The sequence below is a fragment of the Saccharothrix australiensis genome (assembly GCF_003634935.1).
Lineage (GTDB): Bacteria > Actinomycetota > Actinomycetes > Mycobacteriales > Pseudonocardiaceae > Actinosynnema > Actinosynnema australiense.
The window spans coordinates 3095362-3117987 of record NZ_RBXO01000001.1; the positions used below are offsets into that span (position 1 = coordinate 3095362).

Here is a 22626-nt window from a genome sequence, read left to right on the forward strand (position 1 = left end):
ACATGGCGACGGACATCCGCCGCACCGAGGACCTGCTGGTCGACATCTGGTCGGAGGTGCTCGGCGTCGAGGTGACCCGCTCGGACAACTTCTTCGACCTCGGTGGGGACTCGATCCTGGCCATCCAGGTCGTGGCCAAGGCCGCGGCCGCGGGGCTGGCCGTGGGGCCCACCCAGCTGATCAGCCACCAGACGGTGGCCGAGCTGGCGCTCGTGACGTCCGAAGTGGACGGTGGCGCGCGAGTGCCCCTCCCCGAGGGATCACTGCCGCTCACCGCCATCCAACGCGAACTGCTGCGGCGGCAACCACACCCGGAGCACTACAACCAGTCGGTGCTGCTGGCGTGCGAACAGCCGGACGTCGAAGCGCTGCGAGCGGCGTTCCACGCGGTGGTGGCCCACCACGACGCGTTCGCGCTGCGATTCGGCGTGACGGACGGGGAACCGGCCTGGCAGTGGTACGAGCGGGACACGGAGCCACCACCCTTCGACGTCGTGACCACCCGGGTGGGAGAGGACCCGGCCACGCTGCTGCAACGGTGTACCGCGCGGTCGCAAGCGACCCTGGACCCCGGCGCGGGCCCGGTCGTGCGGGCCACCCTGCTCGACCTCGGTCCGGCCGGCCACCGGCTGTTCCTCGTGGCACACCACCTGGTCGTCGACAGCGTGTCCTGGCGCATCCTCATCGACGACCTGACCACGGCGTACCGGCAGCTGCGCGCCGGCCGCCCGGTGGCGCTACCCCCGCCGGGCACGCCGTTCGGCACCTGGGCGCGCCTGATGGCCGAGCACGCGGGGGACCCGGACTGCGGCGGTGAGCTGGACCTGTGGCGCGACCGCGCCGCGCGCTCCTCGGCGCTGCCGTGGGCGGACCACAGCCGGGACCGGTGGCCGGCCCAGCGGATCGACGAGGCGACCACCTGGTCGGCCGAACTCGACGAGGACACCACCTCGCTGCTGCTCGCGCGCGTCCGCCGCCTCCCCGATGTACCGGTCGAAGCGGTCCTGCTCGGTGCGGTGGCCACCGCCGCGGGCCGGTGCGCGGACGCTGGGTCGGTCACGATCGACGTGGAGCGCCACGGCCGCGAACCGCTCTTCCCCGAGGTCGACGTGAGCCGGACCGTCGGCTGGTTCACCCAGGTCCACCCGGTCGTCGTACCGGTGTCCGGAGGCACGGGGCGAGCCGCCGAGGCGGCGGCGCGCGAACTGCGGAGCACCCCGTGCGGTGGCGTGCGCTTCGGCCTGCTGGCGGCCCGCGACGAGGTCCTGGCGGGCGCGCCGCTGCCGGGCGTGCTGTTCAACTACCTGGGACGAGCCACCGGGGGCCAGGCCGGTCCGCTGACCGAGGTCGCCGAGCCGGTCGGACCGGACCGCGAGCCGGCCAACCTGCTGACGCACCCCGTGGAGTTCATCGCGGCCATCGACGGCGGCCGGCTGCACATCACGGTCACCTGCGCGGGCATGGCCCCGGAGCGGTCACGGGCGGAGCCGCTCGGCCGCGCCTGCGTGGCGGCGCTGGCGGAACTGGTGGAACCGGCCACCGGCGTGCGGTCGTGACGGCACCCGGCCACCGCCTCGGCGTGACCCTCAGCCCGCGCGCGTCGTTGGACACCGAGTGCGCCGTGGTGCTCCTGCCCGGCATCGGCGTCCCGGCGCGGACGGCGACGCCACTGGCCGAGCACCTGCCGGGCGTGCGGGTCGTCACGGTGGGGCTGCGGCCGACGACCGCGGCCGGCCTCGCCGACGTCCGCACGAGGGCCGAGTCCTTCGCCGAGGCCCTCCTGCCCGGTCGGACGGCGGAACGGCTGCTCGTCGTCGGGCACAGCATGGGCGCGGTCGTCGGCCTGGAGTTGGCGCACGTCCTGCACCGAAGCGCGCCGGGCCTGGTCCGCGGCCTGGTGGTAGCCGCCCAGGTCGCTCCCCACCGGCTGCCGCGCCACGGACCGGACCACTACACCGACGACGCGGTGCTGGGCCACGTCCTGGGCGACCGACCGCTACCGCCCGACCTCGCCGCCGCGCCGGACTTCACGAGCGCGCTGGTGAGCCGTTGGCGAGCGGACTACCTGGCGCTCGACGCCTACCGCCCGGAGCGCGGGCGTCGGGTGCCGGCGGACCTGCACGTGTGGACCGGCGCGGACGACCCGGTCACCGCCGATCCCGACGACACCACTGCGTGGTCGGAGTACGGCTCGGCGCGGGTGACCACGCGCGAGTTCCCCGGCGCGCACGACTTCCTGTTCGACGATCCGGCCCGGACGGCCCGCGAGCTGTCCCTGTTGCTCGGGTGAGGTGCCCACCATGACCACGCACGTACCACCTGCGACCCCGGTCGGCGACCCGCTGCCGGCCGTCGACCGGACCACCCGCGACACCACGAAGCACCTGCACGCCGTGCACGTGCGGGTGCCACCGCCACCCGGAGACGACTTGGCCGCGGTGGTCGCGGTGGTGGCGGCACTCGTGGCCGGCTACCGCGGGGACGACACGATCGTGCTCGCCTGCCCCGACCCCGACCCGCGCGCCACCGGGCTCCGCCTGGTCCGGTGCGCGCCGGACCTCGACGCGCCGTTCGGCGAACTCGCCGGCGCGGTCGGGGCAGCCCTCGCGGTCGCGCCGCGCGTCGCGCCGCGGGACTGGGCGGACGCCACGTGGCTGTGCCTGCCCGAGGTGTCGCGGTCGGTCGACGGCTGGGACGTCGAGATCCGGTACGACGGCCGGCGGTGGGAGCCGACGGTCGCCGAGCGGGCGTTCGCGCGCTCGGCCGAGGTCGCGGCCTCGGTCCGCCGGTCGACGCCCCGGCGGGCGATCGGCGTCCCGACGGCGGCCGACCTGCGCCTGATCGCCGAGGTGAACGACACCGCCGCGCCGTTCGACGGCGAGGTCCGGCTGGACGGGTTGTTCGATCGCCGGGCACGACACGCGCCGGACGCGCCGGCCCTGGTCCACGACGGCGGCGTGCTCACCTACCGCGACCTGGACGAGCGGGTCGAACGCCTGGCCCACGCGCTGCGCGAGCGCGGCGTCGGTCCCGGCGACGTCGTCGGCGTGCTGCTGCGGCGCGGTGTCCCGTCCATCACCGCGATCATGGCGGTCCTGCGCGTCGGCGCGGCCTACCTGCCGCTCGACCCCGCCAACCCGCCGGGCCGCACCCACCACATCCTCACCGACGCGCGAGCGCGGCTGCTGCTCACCGACGGCGATGTGGTCCCTCCCGCGTCGTGCGCGGTGCTGGACCCCGCGACGGCCGACTCGACGGCCACGGGCGACCCCCGTCCGGGGCGCGGTAGCGGCGACCCCGCCTACGTCATCTACACCTCGGGTTCGACGGGGCGGCCCAAGGGGGTGGTGGTCGGGCACCGGGCAGTGGTCAACCGGCTGTCCTGGATGCAGCGGGCCTATCCGATCGGCGTCGATGACGTGTTGCTGCACAAGACACCCGTGTCGTTCGACGTCTCGGTGTGGGAGCTGTTCTGGTGGACGGCGCACGGAGCCTCGCTGTGCCTGTTGGCACCCGGCGGCGAGAAGGACCCCGCCGCCATCACGACCGCCATCGGCAGGCATGGCGTGACCGTGGTGCACTTCGTGCCCTCCATGTTGGACGCCTTCCTCGATCACGTGGACCGCGTGCGCCCCTTGGCCCAGCTCCGCTCCCTGCGCACGGTGTTCACCAGTGGCGAGGCCCTCACCCCGGAACAGGTCGGCCGGTTCCACCGGTTGCTCGCCGAGGAGACCGGTGCCCGCCTGGTGAACCTCTACGGACCGACCGAGGCGACCGTGGACGTCAGTCACTTCCCATGCGTGGAGCCGGAACCGCACCGGGTGCCCATCGGGCGGCCGATCGACAACACGCGCCTCTACGTCCTCGACGACCGGTTGGCGGTGCGGCCGGTCGGTGCCGTGGGTGAACTGGGCATCGCGGGCGTCTGCCTGGCCGCCGGGTACCTCGACCGCCCCGCGCTCACCGCGGAGCGCTTCCCGGCGGACGTGGCGGGCGAGGAGCGGGTCTACCTCACCGGGGACCTCGCCCGGCTGCTGCCCTCGGGCGAGTTCGAGTACCTGGGCCGGGTCGACCACCAGGTCAAGATCCGCGGTATGCGGGTCGAGCCCGGTGAGGTCGAAGCCATGCTGCGCGAGCACGACGACGTCGGGGACGCCGTGGTGGTGCCGTTCCGGCACGCCGGCGGAGGGGACAAGCTGTGCGGCTTCGTCACCCTGTCCCGACCGGTCCGGGTGGCGGAGTTGAAGCGGTTCCTGCGGGCCCGCCTGCCCGAGCACATGGTGCCGACCTGTTTCGCCGCGGTGGAGTCGTTCCCCCTGTCCGCCAACGGGAAGCTCGACCGGAAGGCGCTACCGCCGGTGGACCTGGCCCGGTTCGCCAGGTCCGAGGACGTCGCCTTCGCCGATCCGGCCGCTCCCGACGCGCGACGATGAGATCATCAACGGCGGCGCTGCTCGCCGGCGGTGGTGGACCGCGCCGGGCGCGCCCACCGGTCGGCGCCCCGCCGCCGGCCGAACTCGGGGGGATGCGAACTTCATGATCCGACTGGTGCGTGGCGTCGGCCTGCTCGCGGAGCGGAACTTCCGGCTGTTGTGGTTCGGTGAGACGATCAGCCAGTTGGGCACCGCGGTCACGACCGTGGCCATGCCGCTGCTGGCCGTGCTCGCGCTGGACGCGAGCACGTTCGTCGTCGGCCTGCTCAACGCCGCGGTGTGGCTGCCCTGGGTGCTGGTCGGGCTGCCCGCGGGCGCGGTGGTGGACCGCCTGCCCAGCAGGCTCGTGATGATCCTCGCCGACGCGATCTCGGTGCTGTTGCTGCTCAGCGTCCCGGTGGCCGCGCACTTCGGCCTGCTGACCGTTCCCCTGCTGCTCGCGGTCGCGTTCGGCGTCGGCGTCGCGGCGGTCTTCCTCCTGACCGCCTACCAGGTGCTGCTGCCCTCCCTGGTCGAGGCGGAGCACCTGCCCGAGGCCAACTCCAAGCTGCTGGGCAGCGAGGCCGCCGCGCGGATCGTCGGTCCCGGTTTGGGCGGTGTGCTGACCCAGCTCGTCGGCGCGGTCACCGGGCTGGTGGTCAACGCCGCGGGCTTCCTGGTGTCGCTGGTCTGCCTGTCGACCATCCGCGTGCGGGAGGAGGCCGGCCGGCGGGTCGAGCGCGGCGGGTCGCTGCTGCGCGACGTCGCGGTCGGGGTGCGGCACGTGGTGGTGGACCCGTACCTGCGCCCGCTCACGCTCTACGCCGCCGTGTCCAACCTGGCCGCCGCCGCCTTGCAGGCGCTGCAGGTGGTGTTCCTGGTGCGCGCGGTCGGGGTCGGCTCGGCCGAGGTCGGGCTGGTGCTGGCGTTGGCGGGCAGCGGAGCGGTCCTGGGCGCGTTGGCGGTGCGGCGGTTCACCGCCAGGACCGGGACGGCGCGCGGCCTGCTGCTCATCGCGCTGTGCACCGCGCCGTTCGCGCTGCTGATGCCGCTGAGCACCGGTGGCGTCGGTCTGCTGTGGTTCGTCGTGGGCGGTTTCGTGCTGGACGCGGGCATCGCCGCGGTGAACGTGATCATCGGCAGCTTCCGGCAGCGCTACTGCCCGCGGGAGGTGCTCGGCCGGGTCACCGCCAGCATGCGGACCGTCTCCAACGGGGCACTGCCGCTGGGCGCGTTGCTGGGCGGCGCGCTCGGCACGTTCCTCGACCTGCGCGCGGCGATGTGGGTGGCCGCCGCCTCCCAGCTGGTGTGCGTCGTGTTCCTGTTGACCCGACACCTGCGCCGCCTGCGGGACCTGCCGGTCGCCGCCTGACCCGACCCGCGTCGTGAAAGCACCCGCACACCGCCGTGCGGGTGCTGCCCGGCGTGCCCGCGGCCCGGTGTGCGGAGGTGCGGATCTGCCGCCGGGAGAATGAAAACTTCCGGTCGGCGCAACGCATTCGGCCAGTAGAGTCGGTGGTGGTCGGGAATTCGACCACGAGTTCCGGAGAAAGGTTGGAAGGTATGACCGCGCCAAAAAAGACCGCTGTCGCACCCGCTCTGGACTGGACGTTCGACCCCGGCTCGCCCGCCGTCGTCACCGCTCCGCCGCTGGCCGACGCCCCTGCGGCGCGCGCCTGGATCGAGAGCGTCGCGGACGACCTGCGAGCGGGTCTCGACCAGTACGGTGCGCTTTACCTGAGGAACCTCCCCGTGCGCGACGTGGACGATTTCGCCCACGTCCGCGACGCCTTCATCCGTCGGGAAACGCCGTACCGCGAGAAGGCGACCAAGCGCAGTGACTTCGGCAATTCCGTGTACTCCTCGACCGACCTGCCCGCCGCGCAACGAATCCGAATGCACAACGAGAACAGCTACACGATGACTTTTCCGGGGCTGCTCCTGTTCGGTTGCCTCGTGGCGCCGGGAAGCGGTGGCGCGACCCCGGTCGCCGACTGCCGCGAGGTGCTGTCCCACCTCCCGGAGGACCTGGTGCGACGTGGTCGCGACACCGGCTGGCTGCTGTGGCGCACCTACTCCGACGACATCTCCCTGGGGTGGCGCACCGCGTTCAACACCACCTCCCCGGACGAGGTCGCCCGGTACTGCGGTGAGAACGGCATCGACCACGAGTGGCTGCCCGACGGGAGGCTGCGCACGCGCCAGCACCGCTCGGCGATCATCCGGCACCCGCGCACCGGGCAGGAGATCTGGTTCAACCACCTGGCGTTCTGGAACCAGTGGTCCTTGGAGCCGGCGGTCCGGGAGACGCTCGTCGACGAGCTGGGCGCCGAGAACCTCCCGTTCAACACCACCTTCGGGGACGGCGAACCCATCGACGAGGCGGACGCCCGCCTGATCAACGCGGCCTACGACGCGGCGACCACGCGCCGTCCCTGGTCGCCGGGTGACCTCCTCGTGGTGGACAACCTGCTCGCCGCCCACGGCCGGGACGCGTTCCGCGGCGACCGCCGGATCGTGGTGGCGATGGGGGAACCGGTGGACCTGGCCGACTGCGCGCCGACCGTCGCGGTCGGCGCGCGCTGACGTCGACGCACGAAGGAGGAGCGTTCAGTGACGAGTACAGACCTCCGGCCCGGCGACCTGACGGACCGGTTCCGACGCGTCGTGCGGCAGTTCCCCGACCGCGTCGCGGTGCGCGCCGTCGACGGCGCGCTCGACTTCGCCGCGCTCGACCACCGATCCCGCCGCCTGGCGGGCGCGCTGGCCGCCGCCGGCGTCGGTCCGGGCACCCGCGTCGGCATCCACCTCGGCCGGACCTCGCGGCTCGTCGTCGCCCTCGTCGCCGTCTGGCGGGCGGGCGGGGCGTACGTGCCGTTGGACCCGTCCTACCCGGCGGACCGCCTCGCCTTCATGATGGCCGACTCCGGCCTGGTCGCGGTCATCGCGGACGAACCCGTGCCCGGTCGACCCGACGGAGTCGCGCTGGTGCCGGTCGATCCGCCCACCACGACCGTCGCGCCGCTCGACGTGGACCGCGACCCGGACGACGCCGCGTACGTGATCTACACCTCCGGCACCACCGGCAAGCCCAAGGGTGTCCAGGTCGGCGTGGGCGGCGTCGAGCAGCTCGTCCACGCCCTCGAAGCCGACGACGTGTACCCGTCGGAGCACCGCACGGTCGCGTGGAACGCCAGCATCTCGTTCGACGCCTCGGTGCAGCAGTGGATCAGGGTGCTGCGCGGCGACACCCTGGTGCTGCTCGACGACGAGGCGCGCACCGAACCCGAGGCGCTGGTCGCGCTGCTGGAGGACCACGCGGTCACCGACATCGACTTCACCCCCACCCACGTCCTCGCCGTGCGGGAGCACCTCGACCACCTCGCGGAGCGGAGGGTCGCGTCGGGCGGGTCGCCGCTGCGCCTGCTGGTCGGCGGCGAGGCGATACCCGGGGCGCTGTGGGAGGGCCTGGTGGCGCGCGGGCTCGCCGGCGGGCTGGAAGCGGTCAACCTCTACGGCCCCACCGAGTGCGGCGTCGACGCCACGGCCGCGTGGATCGGTGGGGCGACTCCGCACATCGGGACCCCGTTGAGCGGCGTCAAGGGCTACGTCCTCGACGAGCGACTGCGGCCAACGCCGCCCGACGAGCCCGGCCACCTCTACCTGTCCGGCCCCGGTCTCGCCCACGGCTACGTCGGGAGGTCGGCGCTGACCGCACAGCGGTTCGTCGCCGACCCCTTCGACGACGGCGGCGCCCGCATGTACCGCACGGGCGACCGGGTGCGCGAGCGCCCGGACGGCACCCTGGAGTTCCTGGGGCGCACCGACCGGCAGGCCAAGCTGCGGGGCTTCCGCATCGAGCTGGACGAGGTCGGCCACGTCCTGGCGGAGCACCCCCGGGTGGCTTCGGCCGCGGTCGTGCTGAGCGGTGGACGGGAGCTGGTGGCCTACGTGACGGGGTCCGCGACCGAGGGCGAGGAGTTGCGGGCGTGGTGCGCGACCCGGCTGCCACCGCACATGGTGCCCGGTCGGGTGGCACACCTCGACCGGATGCCCACCACCGCCGGCGGCAAGGTCGACTTCGCCGACCTCGAAGGTCGTGCGCCCCGGTCGCCGGCCGGACCGGAGGCGCGCCGGGAGGGCGGGGGAGTGGAGGACCTGCTGTGCGCGGTGTGGGGTGACATCCTCGGCCTGGACGCGATCGACGCCGAGGACAACTTCTTCGCCCTCGGCGGTCACTCCCTGCTGGCGATCACCGTGGTGAGCGAGGTCAAGAAGACCTTCGCGGTGCGCATCAAGACCGCGGACGTATACCGGTTCCCCCGACTCGGCGACCTGGCCGGCCACATCCGGCAGGTCGCGGCGGAGACGGCGCGACCCGCGGTGCCGGCGTCGTGAGCACCACGACGGCGCAGGGGCACGCGACGCCCCACGACGACACGTCGATCATCCGGCCGCTGCGGCGGGACTCGGCCGAGCGGGTGCTGGTGTGCTTCGGCTTCTGCGGCGGGGGAACCGCGCCCTACCGCCCGTGGGCCTCCCTGCTCCCCGACGACCTCGACCTGGCGCTGATCTGCTACCCCGGTCGGGAAGGGCGCTTCCTGGAAGGACAGGTCGACTCGTGGGACGCGCTGGCCGCGGACGCCGCGGCGCTGACGCGCCAGGTCGCCGAGCGCCCGTACCTGCTCTTCGGGCACAGCATGGGCGGTTGGATGGCCTACGACGTCGCCACCCGCCTCCAGGACCAGGGCGTCCGCGTCGCCGAGTCGGTGATCATCTCCTCCTGCAACGCGCCGTACGCGTCCGTGCGGGAGCGGGACAAGTTCCCCGCGCAGAACGACACCGACGAGCAACTGATGGCCTGGATGCGCAACTTCGGCGCGCTACCCGACTACGTGCTCGAAGACCCCGACCTCACCGCGATGGCACTCGACCTCATGCGAGCCGACATCAAGGTCCGCGACTCCTTCCACTGCGACGACACCAAAACCCTGCTCAGCCCGCTGACCGTGCTGCTGGGCGAGACCGACGAGGTGATCGAGGACAACGCCGAGGTGCGGTGGGCCGAGGTGGCCGCCGCCGGCTTCTCCGCGCGGCACCTGCCCGGCGGGCACTTCTACACACCCGAGGTGTGGTCCGTCCTGCCGCGGTACTTCCCGTGGGACGCCGAGCAAGGGGGTTCCGTCGCATGAGGACCGGAGAACCGACCGACGTCCGATCGGTCGTGGCGATGTTCGAGTCCCGGGTGGAACGCTCGCCGCAAGCCGTCGCGGTGGTCGACGGCGAGGACGAGTGGACCTACGGCCGGATCGCCGGCGTGGCCGACGCCATCGCCGCGGGCTTGCGGGGGCACGACATCGGCGTGGGCGACGTCGTGGGCGTGCACCTGCCGCGATCGGCGATCGGTGTCGCGACCGCGTTCGCCGTGCTCAAGGTCGGCGGTGTCCACTTCCCCCTGGACACGGCGTTCCCGGACGAGTACGTCCGTTCGCTCGTCACGGACTGCGCGCCGCGGGCGGTCGTGACGACCGCCGACCTGGACCTGCACGGCACGGTCGCCCTGCGGGTGGACGCGCTCGCGACGACACCCGTCGAGAAGGCGGTCGCCCCGCCCACGCCCACCGGCGACACCCCCGCCTACGTCGTGTACACGTCGGGCTCGACCGGCCCGCCGAAGGGCGTCCTCGTGCCGATGGCCGCGCTGACGGGGTACGTGCGCTGGCACGAGGAGAACCTGGTGTGCCGGCCCGGTATCCGGGTCGCGCAGACCGCCCCGGTGTGCTTCGACGTCTCGCTCCAGGAGATCGTGGCGAGCCTCGCCCTGGGCAAGACCCTGGTGATCGCCCCGGAAGGGCTGCGGGCGCGACCGGAGGAGTTCGTGCGGTGGCTGGCCGACCACCGGGTCGGTCAGCTCCTGCTGCCGAACGTGTTGCTGGAGGCGGTAGCGGAGGCCGCGCGGCAGCTCGGTACCACGCTGCCCGACCTGTGCGACCTGGTCCAAGCCGGTGAGCAGCTCACCCTGTCGCCGGCGGTGCGGGAACTGGTGACCGCCGAGCCGGGACGGGCGCTGCGCAACAGCTACGGCGCGAGCGAGGTGCAGGACGTCACCTCGTACCTGGTGCGAGCGGATGACCTGTCCGGCGGCGGGCCGTGCCCGATCGGCTCGCCGATCGGCGGCCACGGCGTGCTGGTGCTGGACGAGGCGCTCCGCGAGACGGAGTCGGGCGAGTTGTACGTCACCGGTGCGGTGGCCCACGGCTACCCGGGCCGACCGGCGTTGACCGCGGCGCGCTTCGTCGCCGATCCGTTCGCCGCCGACGGTTCCCGGATGTACCGCACCGGTGACCTCGTTCGGCGCGACGCGCGCGGTGACCTCGTCTTCCTGGGCCGCGCGGACGGCCTGGTGAAGGTCGGCGGGGTGCGCGTCGCCCCTTCCGAGGTGGAGGCGGCGCTGTTGGCGCACCCGGAGGTCACCCGGGCCGCCGTGGTCGCCCGTGCCCGTTCGAGCGGGGTGACGACGCTGGCGGCTTTCGCGGTCGCCGCGGGTGCGACCGCCACCGCGCTGCGCGCCCACCTGACGGCCGTGCTGCCCGCACACGCCGTTCCCGCGCAGATCACCGTCGTCGACACCCTGCCGCTGACGGTGACCGGGAAGGTGGACCGGGCGGCCCTGGCCGCGCCGGCGGACGCCGGGGTGCGGTCCACCGGGGCCACCGCGCGGGAACTCGTGCTCCTCGAAATCCTCGCTGAGGTGTTGGCGGTGCCCGACCTGGGGCTCGACGACGGGTTCATCGCCAGGGGCGGAAGCAGCCTGCTGGCGATCACGGCCGAGCGCGCCGCCCGCCGGAAGGGTGTCCGGCTCCCCGCCGGTGAGCTGCTGCGGCCGCGGACGGTCGGGGAACTGGCCGCCCTGGTCGAGTTCGAGCAGGGCGGGGTCCCGCCGGCGGCCGGGGCGGCGGAGCACGACGTCGACCCGTACGGCCTGGCCCTGTCCGCCGACGAGGTGGAGGCCATCACCCGAGCAGTCCACTCCGGACAGTGAGCATTCACCGGCCCGGTCCCGGATTTCCAACCCTAGAGACGAAAGAGCCGTGGAGATGATCGTTCGCACCAGGGAAAACCTCACGCCCGTCGACTGGGGCAACGGGTTGAGCTACCGGCTGCTCGTGCAGTCCGACGGAATGGGCTTCACCCTCGCCGAGACGGTGGTGCGCGCGGGGACCAGCTCGCGCTTGCAGTACCGCAGGCACTTGGAGGCGTGCTACTGCACGAGCGGCTCGGGGGCCGTCGTGTCCGCCGACGGCCAGGTCCGCCACGAGCTGCGCCCCGGGGTGCTCTACGCCCTCGACGAGCACGACGCCCATCACCTGATCGCCGACGAGGGCAGCGACCTCGTGCTGATCAGCGTGTTCAACCCCCCGCTCTCCGGCAGCGAGAAGCACGTGGTCGCCGGTCCCGGGTTCTCCAGCTACTGACGGCCGCGTCGCTGCACGGTGTTCTCCGGACTCGTCCGGGGGCTGGGCACCGTCCAGGCTCCCCTCAGCGGAGCGGGACGGTGCCCACGCGGCTGTGGCAGGCGGCTGGCTCGTGTCGATCGGTGCCGCTCGGCGTGGGCGACGGCGTCCGCCAGGTGTTGGTGTACCAGTGCTCGGATCGTCTCGACGTGGTCGTGCACGGGTGCCCCCTCGGCTTCAGGAAACGCGGTCGGTCGGCGGCGCCACGGTGATGGCGAGGAACAGCCGGACCGGACGGGCGTCCGGTGGGCGCAGTTCGGGTCGTGCGGTGCGCTCCTGGTAGCGGGCCATGACGGCGGCCAGCTCCTCCGCCAGCCGGCCCGTCTCGGCCGCGGTCAGGAACGCGTGTTGACCGGTCACGCCGGTGGCGGCGCGCCAGTCCTCGGGCTCCAGGGCCTTGAGGCGCACCCGGTCCTTCAGCTGCGCCGCCTCGTGGTCGAGGAACGCCTCGGCGGCGGCCTCGGCGGCCAGCGTGCCCTCCTGGCTCAGCCCCTCGGTGGTCCAGCTCTGCTCGCGGCTGGTCAGCCGCCACCGCTTCTCGCGGCCGACCCCGCCCGGCGCGTGCTCGACGAAGCCGTACTTGGCCAGCAGGTTCAGGTGGTAGGAGCAGCCGGCCACGCTCTCGCCGAGGGCCCGCGCGCACCGGGTGGCGGTGGCCGTGTCCTCGTTGCGGATCAGCTCGATCAGCTGCCACCGGAGCGGGTGCGCCAACGCCCGTAGCGCCTTGGGGTCGCGGATGTACCCGGAGTGCTCTTCGGTCACGTTAACAACGTATCTTGCTAAAGGGTTGTTTAGCAAGGTATCTTTAGATGGCTGTGGGTTGCCAGGTGACCGCTATTCCTCGGTGGGCTTGACAAGCCACCGCCCTCGCGACCGACCGCCCGGTTACCCGCCGGTGGTAGCGGGACATCGCCCGCCGTCCCCGGCCGCGGCTAGCGTCCGCCGTCGACTGCCCGTCCCGGACGCCGGCCGGGTGAGCGGGCAGCAGGACGGGGGCGCAGCGTGGACGACGAACCGATCGGGCACACCACCCGCCGCACCGGGAAGACCGCGTGCCGCGCTGCCGGCCCCCGGTCGTGGCGGGCGGCGTCGCACCACGCCCGTGCGGTGGGTGAGCGGTGACCGAGCACCAGGCGGTCCTCCTGCTGGTGGACCTGGCGTTGATCGTCGCCCTGGCGGGCGCGGCGGGCGCGGTGGCGCGTCGGCTCGGGCAGCCCGCCGTGCTCGGCGAGATCGCGGTGGGCGTCCTGCTCGGGCCGACGCTGTTCGACGGCGCGGTGCCGGACGCGCTGTTCCCGCCGGACGTGCGCCCGCTGCTGTCGGCGGTCGGCAACCTCGGCGTGCTGCTGTTCATGTTCGTCGTCGGCTACGAGTTCGACCGCTCCCGGTTGCGCGGCTCCGGCCGCCCGGCGACGGCCGCGGCGCTGGGGTCGGCGGTCGTGCCGTTCGCGCTGGGCGTGCTGCTGGCGCTGTGGCTGGTGGGGCGCCACCAGACGGTGCACCGGGTGGGGTTCGCGCTCTTCCTGGGCTTGGCGCTCGCGGTGACCGCGTTCCCGGTGCTCGCCCGGATCATCGCGGACCGGGGGATGGGCTCGTCCCGCATCGGCGCGATCGCGCTGTCCGCGGCGGCGGTGTGCGACGTCGCCGCGTGGTCGGCGCTGGCGCTGGTGCAGGCCGTCGTCGGGCGGGACGGCGTGCCGCACTGGCAGGTGCTGCTGGCGGTGCCCTACGTGGTGCTCATGTTCGTCGTGGTCCGCCCGCTGCTGGCGAAGGCGCTCGTGCCGAGCGCGCCGCTGACGCCGGGGAGGTTCGGGGTCGTGCTCGTCGGCCTGCTGGCCTCCGCCGCCGCCACGCAGCTCATCGGCCTGCACTTCCTGTTCGGCGCGTTCCTGTTCGGGCTGGTGATGCCGAGGCCGCCCGACGCCGCCGGGCGCGAGGACCTCCTGCACCGCACGCAGGTCGGCACGGCGCTGTGCCTGCCGGTCTACTTCGTGGTCGCCGGCCTGAACGTCGACCTGTCCGGCCTCCGCTGGGGCGGCGCGCTCGACCTGGCGCTGATCGTGGTCACGGCGGTGGTGGGCAAGATGGCGGGCACGTTCCTCGGCGCGCGCTCGCAGGGGATGCCGGGCCACGACGCCGCGGTGCTCGCCGCGCTGATGAACACCAGGGGGCTCACCGAGCTGATCGTGCTGGGTGTCGGCCTCCAGATCGGCCTGCTCGACGACCGGCTGTACTCGCTCCTGGTGGTGATGGCCGTGGTCACCACCGCCATGTCCGGGCCCCTGCTGAGCTGGCTGACGGCGCGGGGCAGGCGGGGCGCGGGTGTCGCCGACCCGCACCGGGCCGGGGCCGGTCCCGGCGGGTCCGACCCCGCCGAGCGGTGCCGCGCCGACCGGGCGGGCTGACCGGGCGGGCCGACCGGCCGCGTTGATCCGCGGTTCGCAGGGCCGGGCGGGCCGGGCGGGCCGCGCCGAGGAGCGCGGCAGGGCAGCGGGGCAGGGCAGCGGGGGAGGGCAGCGGGGCCGGGTGAGTCCGCGCCGGCCGGGTCACGCCGCCGCCGACGGGTGCTCCAGCGCCGCGGCCAGCCGCCGGTGGTCGGCCGACAGGTCGGGCAGGTCCCGCGCCGCGTCGTCCAGCCACGCGGCGGCCAGCCGGTGCTTGCGCACCCGCACCGACCGCGGCAGCCGCAGGTAGGCGGCCTCCCGTTCGAGCGGGTGGCGGAAGGCGTAGGCGGGCCGCCCCGCCACCGCCCGGCGGCGCCCGCGGAGGAACCCGCGGCGCTCCAGCTGGGCGAGCCGGCGCGCGGCCTCCTCGGCGGTGCACCCGCCCAGCGCCGCGACGGCCTCGTCGCACACCGCGTCACCCAGCACCGCCGCGTCGAGCAGCACGGCCTTCACCGGCGCGCCCAGGTCGTCCAGCCGCGCGGCCAGGGCGGCGCGCACCCGGTGCGGCACCGGCCAGGGCCCCGTCGGCACCGGTCCACCCGACGCGCCGCGCAGCGCCCGCGCGTACTCGACCGCGAACAGCGGGTTCCCGCCCACCAGCGCGACGAGCCGGTCCCGCGTCGGCGGCGCGGCGCGGTCGGCCGTCGGGCGCGCCGCGCCGCCCGGCCCGAGGAGCGGGTCGAGCACCGTCGCGATGTCGGCGTCCGCGAGCGGTTCCAGCGTGGTGGTGCAGGTGTGCGGCTTGCCGCCGCCCCAGCCGGGTCGCCGCTCGTGCAGCTCCGGCCGCGCGGTCACCACGACGAGCAGCGGGACCCTGGCCGCGTCCTCGACGAGGTCGCTCAGGAAGCCCAGCACCGGCTCCGCCGCCCGGTGCGCGTCCTCGACGACCACCACCAGGGGCCGTCCCGCCGCGATCCCGGTGAGGAACCGCCGCACCGAGGGCCACGGGTCGGGCGGTCCTCCGCCGTCGACCGCGGCGCGCAGGTCGTCGAGCACCGCGGCGGCCCGGTCGCCAGGGCCGGGCAGCCGGGCCGCGGCCCGCCGGAGGGCGCGCTCCACCTCGTCGGCGTCCGCGCCCGGCGGGACGCCCGCCGCGCCGAGGACGAGGTCCGCCGGCAGGGAGCACCGCGTCGCCTCGGCGGGCCACGCCGGGACGCGGCCCACGACGCACCGCACGTCGCGCCGCGCGGAGGCGAGGGCGTCCGCGAACTCCCGCACCAGGCGGCTCTTGCCGATGCCGACGTCGCCGAGCACGGTGGTCAGGTGGCCGCGCGCGCACCGGACCGCCTCGTCCACCTGCCCCAGCAGCATCCCCAGTTCGTGGTCGCGACCCACGAACGGCGTCCGCGCCACGGGGCCGCCCTCCGGGCGCCCGGTGATCCGCTCGGTCGCCGCGCACCGCGCCACCTCGCCGGGCGCGGCCGACAGCAGCAGCCGCAGACCCGTGTCCAGCACCCCGCCGCTGATCCGGGGCGGGTCGTCCGGCCGGTCAGGGTGCGGCCGGACCAGCACCTCGCCGGTCGCGACCGCGGCGACCGCCTCCAGGCCGGCCGTGAGCACGCCGTCGGCGCGCAACCGGTCCACGACGGCACGGGCCGCCGGCACGGCGCGCCGCGCGTCGTCGTCCCGCGCCCTCGGCACGCCGAACACCGCGAGCCACACCGGGCCGAGCGCGCCCGCGACCGTGCCGCCCCACCGCGCCACCTCCCGTGCCAGCACGTCGTCGGAGCGGCGGCGGGCGCGGTCCACCTGGTCCGGGTCGACGTCGGCCCCCGCCGCCGGCCGGACCGCCAGGAACACGGCGGTGACCTGCTTGACCTCGGGGTCGTGCCCCGCCGCGCGCCGCGCGGGCACGGCCGCCACCGGCTCCGGGCCGCGCAGGACCACCGCCCCTCCGGAGTCGCCCGGCCGCGACGCGGCGACCCCGTGCGGCCCGAGGTCGTGGTTGAGGATGGCGCGGTGCAGCTCCTGGAGCTCGCCGCCGGGTTCGAGGCCGAGCCGGTCGATCAGCGCGGCCCTGGTCCTGCGGTAGAGGCCGAGCGCGTCGGCCTGCCGCCCGCAGTGGTAGAGCGCCCGCATGAGCTGCCCGCACAGCCGCTCCCGCAGCGGCTCGGCCTCGACCGCCTGCTCCAGCTCGGCGACGACCTCGGCGTGCCGCCCGCAGGCGAGGTCGGCTTCGACGCAGTCCTCCAGCGCGTCGGTCCGGGCGCGCTGCGCCGTGGTGATCTCGGGCCACGAGATGCCCCGCTCGACCAGGTCCGCGAGGACCGGCCCGCGCCACAGGCCCAGCGCCTCGTGCAGGGTGCGGGAGGCGCGCAGGGGGTCGCCCGCCAGCAGCTCGGCGCGCCCCCGGTCGGCGAGTGCCGCGAAGGTGGCGAGGTCGATGCGGCCGCGGTCGGTGTGCAGCAGGTAGCCGGGCGCGTGGGTGATCAACCGGGGCGGGTCCTCGACACCGGTCTCGGACAGCGTCGCCCGGATGCGGGACACGGCGTTGTGGAGCATCTTGCGCGCGGTCGGCGGCGCCCCCTTCGGCCACACCGCCCGGATCAGCGCGCTGGCCGGCACGAACGCGTTGTCGTGCAGCAGCAGGAAGGCGAGCGTGGCGCGCTGCTTGATGCCCCCGAGGGGGACCTGCCGGGCGTCGTCGAGGACGGTCAACTCTCCCAGGACGCTGAACCGCATCTGCCCCTCGCACCCGCGGTGGTCGAATCGACACGCCAAGTCACCATTATAGGTGGCTGATGCACGAGTGCGGCGTCGCGGACGAGTGCGCTGCCGCGCCCCAGGGTGACGTCCTGTGACCGCGAGTGACGAGTGTGGTGCTCCGCGTCCAGCCGCACCGACCCCGGTGGCCGAGTCGCCGGCCACCGGGCACACCCCGTGTCACCAGTACCGGTGCCGCGTCCCGTCGGTGTCGGCGATGAAGATGACCGCGTCGGCGCCCTCCGGCCCCGACGCCGTCGGGTGCAGGGGCAGGTGGCCGGGCAGGAACGGCTCGTCCGCGCCGACCGACGGGGGCAGCGCGGCGCGCAGTTCCCGCGTCGGGAACAGGGAGCGGCGGGTGGTCGCCTCGGCCAGCGCGCCCTGGAGCGTGCCGGGGGCGGGCCGCGGGTTGGCGTCGGACGCCAGGAACAGGTAGCGCTCGCCGAGCGCGAGCCCGACCAGCGCGCCGGCGCTCCACCAGCTCGCCCGCCCCTCACCCATCGGCGCGTGGCTCAACGCCATGTGGGACCGCGTCCGCTGGAGGTGCGCGTTGTGCGCGAACACCAGGCCGGGTCCGCGCCCCTGTTCCCGGTCGACGATCGCGAGCAGGTTGTCCGCCTGCATCTCGTCGCGCAGGCCGAGCATGGTCGAGACGCGGTCGGGCGCGCTGCTCGCCAAGGCCGCGTGGTAGCGCAGCAGGCCCTGCGCGGTGCGCGCGTGTGCGAGGGCGTCGGCGTGGCCGGCGGGGTCGGCGGTGCGCAGTTCGGGCGCGGCGCGGCGCAGCGCGCTGACGAGGTCGTCGGCGACGAGGCGCAGGGCGCGGGCGCGGTCGGAGCCGCCGATGGAGGTCGACGGGTCGTACATGACCCGCGGGTCGGTCCAGTCGGCGTCGTCGCCGAGCAGCGCGTCGAGGTCGCGGGCCGACTCCGGCCGCAGCGCGGCGGGCAGGTGGTCGACGGCCGCGGCCAGTGCCCGTCGCGGGCTGGGCGCGCCGGAGATCTCCAGCGGCGCGTCGAAGCCGTGGAAGTGGACCCGGTCCTCCGGCGCGCGGTCGGCGTTGTGCGCGCGGAGCCACTCGACCAGGTCCCGGTTGGACGGCAGGTTGCCGAACCCGTGGCTGAACCCGGTCGCGAGCACCGCGTCGAGGTCACCGGTTCCCCCGCGCACGTAGTCGTCCACGACGGCCGCGGCGAAGAAGTCGGTCTCCAGCGCGATCGACCGGTACCCCCGTTCGACGAGGTGGCGGAGGACTTCGTTGCGCAACAACGGGAACGCCTCGACCCCGTGGGTCGGCTCGCCGAGGGCGAGCAGGGTCGGCGGCTCGGGCCGCGCGGTCAGCAGCTCGTCGAGGGCGCGACCCAGGCTCGCCGCGTCGTCGAGCGGGCGGCCGATGCCGCGCAGCGCGGTGGCGGTGGACATGGATACTCCTTCCGGAAGGGACTGCCATCGAAGCTATCGTTGAAGGATCGATTGAAGGTTGGGCACTGCTCGCCCATTTCAGACGGCTGAAAACCTCAACCGGAGGTGCACGCTGCGACCCATCGACCTGGCTCGGGAGCACGGGTTGTCCGCGCAGGCGGTCCGCAACTACGACGACGCCGGCGTCTTCCCGCCGACCGAGCGCGGCGAGACCGGCCACCGGCGCTACACACCCCTGCACGCGCAGGCGTTGCGCGCCTTCCTCGCGCTGCGCCGCGGCCACGGGCACCAGCGGGCCGTCGAGATCATGCGCGCGACCAACCGGGGCGACGTCGAGTCCGCCTACCGGCTCATCGACGCCGCGCACGCCGAGCTGCTCGCCGAGCGCGACACCCGCCGCGAGGTCGCGGCGGCCCTCGACACCCTGTCCACCACCGCTCCGCGACCGGTCGGCGGTCGGCCGCTGACCGTGGGCGAACTCGGGCGTCGGCTCGGCGTGCACCCCGCGACGCTGCGCGGCTGGGAGGCCGAGGGCATCCTGCGCCCCGTGCGCGACCGGGCGACGGGGTACCGCGTGTACGGACCGGACTGCGTGCGCGACGCCGAGATCGCGCGCCAACTGCGCCGGGGCGGGTACTTGCTGCACCAGGTCGCCCGGTTCCTCGAATCCCTGCGCGCGGCGGGCGGTGCGGACGCGTTGACCGCCTTCCTCGGCGCCTGGCAGGACCGCCTGACCGCCCGCAGCCGCGCGCTCCTCGCCGGCGCGGCCCACTTCGACGCCTACCTCACCCTGCTCGACCGCGCGCGGCCGACGGAGGGCTGAGCGCGCGCCGGCCCGGCGCGGCGGCGTGTCAGGGGCCGTGTCAGCGCGATGACCGCCCGGTGTCAGGACCGGCGGTGATCGTAGTCGTCGTGGCCGGTTCGGGGATCGCGGTCTCGGGCCGTGGGAAGGCCGCCACGAACGGGGTTTCCGAGAGCTTCCAGGAGGAGAGCGACATGGTGGGCACGACGGGTGCGGCGACCGTGCAGGGTCACGTCGCGGAGGGCTGGGGGAAGGTCGCCGACGCGTTCCGCGCGAACTTCGAGGGCGACCCCGGTGAGATCGGCGCGGCGTGCGGCGTCTACGTGGACGGCCGCCCGGTCGTCGACCTGTGGGGCGGCTTCGCCGACCGCGAGGCGAACCGGCCGTGGACCGAGGACACCATCGTCCAGGTGGCGTCGACGACGAAGGGCGCGACGGCGATCTGCGCGCACCTGTTGGCGCGGCGCGGCGAGTTGGACCTGGACGCGCCGGTGGCGCGGTACTGGCCGGAGTTCGGCGCGGCGGGCAAGGAGGACATCCCGGTGCGGTGGCTGCTGTCGCACCAGGCGGGCCTGCCGGTGGTGGACGGGCCGTTGACGTTCGAGCAGGCGTGTGAGTGGGACCCGGTGATCCGGGCGTTGGAAGCCCAGCCACCGCTGTGGGCGCCGGGCACCGAGCACGTCTACCACAGCGTCACCTTCGGGTACCTGGTCGGCGAGGTGGTGCGGCGGATCTCCGGCAGGTCGCTGGGCACGTTCTTCGCCGACGAGGTGGTGCGCCCGCTGGGGTTGAGCGCGTGGATCGGGCTGCCCGAGGAGCAGGAGCCGCGGGTGGCGCGGATCGGGTACGCCGCGCCGTTCACCCTGGAGGAGCTGACCGCCGGGATGATCGAGACGACCGGGTTGGACGCGGGCACGGTGAACGCGTGGATCAGCGCCGTGTGGGGCGCGGACTCGGTGCAGGCCCGCGCCGCCGAACTGGGCGGCGCGTTCGACCCCACGACCGAGATCCACACCACGCGCGCCTACCGCGCGGCGGAGATCCCGGCCGCGAACATGGTCGCGGACGCCCGTTCGGTGGCCCGGATGTACGCCGCCACCGTCAGCGAGGTCGACGGCGTGCGGCTGCTCGACCCCGCGACCGTCGAGCGGGCCACGGCCGTGCAGACCGACCGGACACGGATGCACGGGCTGCCGCCGGAGCTGGACATCCCGGCCGACCGCTCGTTCTACCTGTCGCTGGGGTTCTGGCGGTCCTGCCCGCCGATGCCGCTGCTCGGGCCCGGTTCGTTCGGCCACCCCGGTTCCGGCGGGTCGATCGGCTTCGCCGACCCGGACGCCGGCGTCGGCTTCGGCTACGTCACCAACCACTGGTCCTTCCGGGTCGGCGAGCCGCGGGCGTCGAACCTGGCCGAGGCCGTGGGCGCCTGCCTCGGCTGACCGCCGCGCCGAGCCGGCCGAAGGCCGGGTGGGCGGCACCGACCGACTCCGTGGGAGTCGGCCGATGTGCCGGCCACCCGGCCTTTCGGCGTGCGTGGGCGGGCGACGCCCACCCGTGCCTTCCGGGGTCTCAGCGCAGGCGGTCGCCTTCGCGATCGCGCACGAGGACGGGCAGGTGGGTCCACCCGGCGGGCCCGAGCGGGTCGCGGAGCGGTTCGAAGGCGGTGGCGTCGATCCCGTCGTAGCCGTGCCGCACCACGGAGCGGTGGATCTCGTCCGACACGACGAGCACCAGCGCGCCGGCGGACGTGCGCAGCCGCTCCTTCGTCGCGGGCGCGTTCAGCAGCCGGAACGCGACGTCGAGCGCCTCGCCGAACCACCCGTACCGGTCCCGGTGCACCTCGCCCGCGTGCACGACCACGCGGAGCCGGAACCCCTCGTCGGGCACCATGACCCGGTGATCGTCCAGGAGGCGGGAGAGCGTCGGCACCACCCGGCCCAGCAACCGCGCCTTCGACGCGGCCTCCACCGGGCGGAGGAGCGCGAGCACCCCGTCGCCGGTGTCGACCAGCCCCTCGTGGTGCTCGGCGCCCACCCCGCCCGCGGCGAGCGCCCGGACGAGCAGGTCGTGGACCGAGTGCCGCATCCGCGCGCGGCCCGGATTGGTGAGGGCGGTCGACCGCTCGACGTCGACCGCGAGGATCGCGCGGTGGTGCGCGGGCGGCACGACGGAACGTCGGGGTACCGGCAGCATGGGGTGCTCCTTCGCGTGCAACGGGAGGTTGATGAATCGCTGTGAATCAGATTGAATCAGAGGTGACGCCGAGTCAAGGGCGTTGGCACCAGATGGGGCGGCTGACTCGAACGGATGGCGCACGATCCAGTGCTTGATCAAGTTGACAGTTGCCGACAGTGATGCGACTCTCGGCATCGGCACGAATCATGATGGGTCGATCGGAGTTGGGGCCGATCGACCCAGGGAAGTTGTGGCAACGATGGTCATCGCCGCAGTAGGACCCGAGCCGCCGCCGTCCGGACGCGAGCTGCTCGCGGCGGAGTTGCGGCGGCTGCGCGAGCTGTCGGGTTGGTCGGGCCGCCGACTGGCCGAGCGGATCGGGATCAGCCAGTCCAAGGTGTCGAGGATCGAGTCGGGCAGCGCGATCCCGTCACTCCCGGAGGTCAAGAGGTGGGGAAAGGCGCTCGAGGTGTCCGTGGAGACGCAGGAACGACTGGTCTCGTTGGCCGAGGCCGCGTTCACCGAGGTGCACCCGTACCGAGCCGCCTTGCAGCGGCGGGGGCACCTGCAGGATTACGTGCACGAGGGGGAGCAGCGGGCGGACTGGGTGCGCACCTTCCAGTCGGAGGTCGTGCCCGGCCTGCTCCAGATCCCCGATTACACGCGGTCGGTGCTGGCCCTGGGCGAGACCGAGTACTCGCCCGAGGACCTCGCGGCGGCGATCGGCGGTCGGCTGCACCGGCAGCTCGACCTCTACGACCCGACCCGCAGGTTCGACTTCCTGATCACCGAGTCGGCGCTGCGGTGGCGGCCCGGCTCGGTCGACCTCCAGGTGGCCCAGCTCGACCGGCTGTCGAACGTCGCGACGCTGGAGAACGTGTCGGTCGGGCTCGTCCCGCTCGACCGGCAGGCGACCGCGCAGCTCTCGCACAGCTTCGTCCTGCGCGACCACCGGGACGAGGAGCAGGAGGACTCGGTCGTGGTCGAGCTGGTCCACGGCCTGGTCACCCTCGTCGGGGCGGCCAACCGCGAACCGTACGAGGCCAGGTGGGCGAAGCTGGCCGGGATGGCCCTCCACGGCGACGAGGCGCGCGACTTCCTCGCCGAGTCCATCGCCCACCTGCGGCGGTCGCGCGCCTGACCGGGCGCGGTCGGGG

At 74.3% G+C, this 22626-nt stretch carries 17 protein-coding genes; 13 read left to right on the forward strand and 4 right to left on the reverse strand.

Annotation, left to right across the window (positions count from 1 at the left end; genetic code table 11):
- Positions 1–2: 2 nt before the first annotated feature.
- The 9 genes from C8E97_RS14230 to C8E97_RS14270 all read left to right on the forward strand — a co-directional run bounded on the left by C8E97_RS14230 (position 3) and on the right by C8E97_RS14270 (position 11887).
- Positions 3–1556, forward strand: a complete 1554-nt coding sequence (locus tag C8E97_RS14230; RefSeq protein WP_121005716.1) for a condensation domain-containing protein — start codon at positions 3–5, stop codon at positions 1554–1556.
- A complete protein-coding gene (locus C8E97_RS34525) occupies positions 1553–2290 on the forward strand; it encodes a thioesterase II family protein (protein WP_170211845.1) in 738 nt (245 codons plus the stop codon). The genes C8E97_RS14230 and C8E97_RS34525 overlap by 4 nt, the downstream gene beginning before the upstream one ends.
- 10 nt (positions 2291–2300) lie before the next feature.
- Positions 2301–4433 carry an amino acid adenylation domain-containing protein gene (locus C8E97_RS14240; protein ID WP_121005719.1) on the forward strand — a complete coding sequence of 711 codons (2133 nt, stop codon included), beginning with the start codon at positions 2301–2303 and terminating at the stop codon, positions 4431–4433.
- Positions 4434–4536: 103 nt separating this feature from the next.
- Positions 4537–5784, forward strand: coding sequence for an MFS transporter (locus tag C8E97_RS14245; protein WP_121005722.1), 1248 nt, complete (start codon positions 4537–4539; stop codon positions 5782–5784).
- A 191-nt stretch (positions 5785–5975) separates the two neighbouring features.
- Positions 5976–6998 (forward strand): TauD/TfdA family dioxygenase, encoded by a 1023-nt coding sequence (locus tag C8E97_RS14250; RefSeq protein ID WP_121005725.1) that lies wholly within the window; start codon positions 5976–5978, stop codon positions 6996–6998.
- A gap of 27 nt (positions 6999–7025) precedes the next feature.
- The gene (locus C8E97_RS14255; protein WP_121005728.1) at positions 7026–8810 is read left to right on the forward strand and encodes a non-ribosomal peptide synthetase; all 1785 of its coding nucleotides are present in this window, start codon (positions 7026–7028) and stop codon (positions 8808–8810) included.
- Positions 8807–9604, forward strand: a complete 798-nt coding sequence (locus tag C8E97_RS14260; RefSeq protein ID WP_121005730.1) for a thioesterase II family protein — start codon at positions 8807–8809, stop codon at positions 9602–9604. The genes C8E97_RS14255 and C8E97_RS14260 overlap by 4 nt, the downstream gene beginning before the upstream one ends.
- Positions 9601–11454, forward strand: coding sequence for a non-ribosomal peptide synthetase (locus C8E97_RS14265; protein ID WP_121005733.1), 1854 nt, complete (start codon positions 9601–9603; stop codon positions 11452–11454). Before C8E97_RS14260 ends, C8E97_RS14265 begins: the two co-directional genes overlap by 4 nt.
- Positions 11455–11509: 55 nt before the next feature.
- Positions 11510–11887, forward strand: a complete 378-nt coding sequence (locus C8E97_RS14270; RefSeq protein WP_121011494.1) for an ectoine synthase — start codon at positions 11510–11512, stop codon at positions 11885–11887.
- A 216-nt stretch (positions 11888–12103) separates the two neighbouring features.
- On the opposite strand, the gene C8E97_RS14275 is transcribed toward C8E97_RS14270, so the two are convergent.
- Positions 12104–12688, reverse strand: coding sequence for an ArsR/SmtB family transcription factor (locus tag C8E97_RS14275; protein ID WP_170211846.1), 585 nt, complete (start codon positions 12686–12688; stop codon positions 12104–12106).
- A 356-nt stretch (positions 12689–13044) separates the two neighbouring features.
- On the opposite strand from C8E97_RS14275, the gene C8E97_RS14280 reads away from it, so the two are divergent.
- Complete coding sequence (locus C8E97_RS14280) at positions 13045–14331, forward strand: cation:proton antiporter (RefSeq protein WP_121005739.1); 1287 nt, start codon at positions 13045–13047, stop codon at positions 14329–14331.
- A 141-nt stretch (positions 14332–14472) separates the two neighbouring features.
- On the opposite strand, the gene C8E97_RS14285 is transcribed toward C8E97_RS14280, so the two are convergent.
- Together C8E97_RS14285 and C8E97_RS14290 are read right to left on the reverse strand one after the other, a co-directional pair.
- Positions 14473–17091: an ATP-binding protein gene (locus C8E97_RS14285; RefSeq protein WP_147455112.1), complete on the reverse strand. Its 2619-nt coding sequence runs from the start codon at positions 17089–17091 to the stop codon at positions 14473–14475.
- A 162-nt stretch (positions 17092–17253) separates the two neighbouring features.
- Positions 17254–18492, reverse strand: a complete 1239-nt coding sequence (locus tag C8E97_RS14290; protein ID WP_121005746.1) for an erythromycin esterase family protein — start codon at positions 18490–18492, stop codon at positions 17254–17256.
- Positions 18493–18604: 112 nt separating this feature from the next.
- Here C8E97_RS14290 and C8E97_RS14295 point away from each other — a divergent pair, with 112 nt between their 5' ends.
- Both C8E97_RS14295 and C8E97_RS14300 read left to right on the forward strand, forming a co-directional pair.
- Positions 18605–19315 carry a MerR family transcriptional regulator gene (locus tag C8E97_RS14295; RefSeq protein WP_121011497.1) on the forward strand — a complete coding sequence of 237 codons (711 nt, stop codon included), beginning with the start codon at positions 18605–18607 and terminating at the stop codon, positions 19313–19315.
- Positions 19316–19389: 74 nt separating this feature from the next.
- Positions 19390–20733 carry a serine hydrolase domain-containing protein gene (locus C8E97_RS14300; RefSeq protein ID WP_246018884.1) on the forward strand — a complete coding sequence of 448 codons (1344 nt, stop codon included), beginning with the start codon at positions 19390–19392 and terminating at the stop codon, positions 20731–20733.
- Between the two features lie 130 nt (positions 20734–20863).
- Here C8E97_RS14300 and C8E97_RS14305 read toward each other — a convergent pair whose 3' ends face one another.
- Positions 20864–21487 carry a nucleotidyl cyclase domain-containing protein gene (locus C8E97_RS14305; RefSeq protein ID WP_147455113.1) on the reverse strand — a complete coding sequence of 208 codons (624 nt, stop codon included), beginning with the start codon at positions 21485–21487 and terminating at the stop codon, positions 20864–20866.
- A 241-nt stretch (positions 21488–21728) separates the two neighbouring features.
- Here C8E97_RS14305 and C8E97_RS14310 point away from each other — a divergent pair, with 241 nt between their 5' ends.
- Positions 21729–22610, forward strand: coding sequence for a helix-turn-helix domain-containing protein (locus tag C8E97_RS14310; protein ID WP_121005752.1), 882 nt, complete (start codon positions 21729–21731; stop codon positions 22608–22610).
- Positions 22611–22626: the final 16 nt, after the last annotated feature.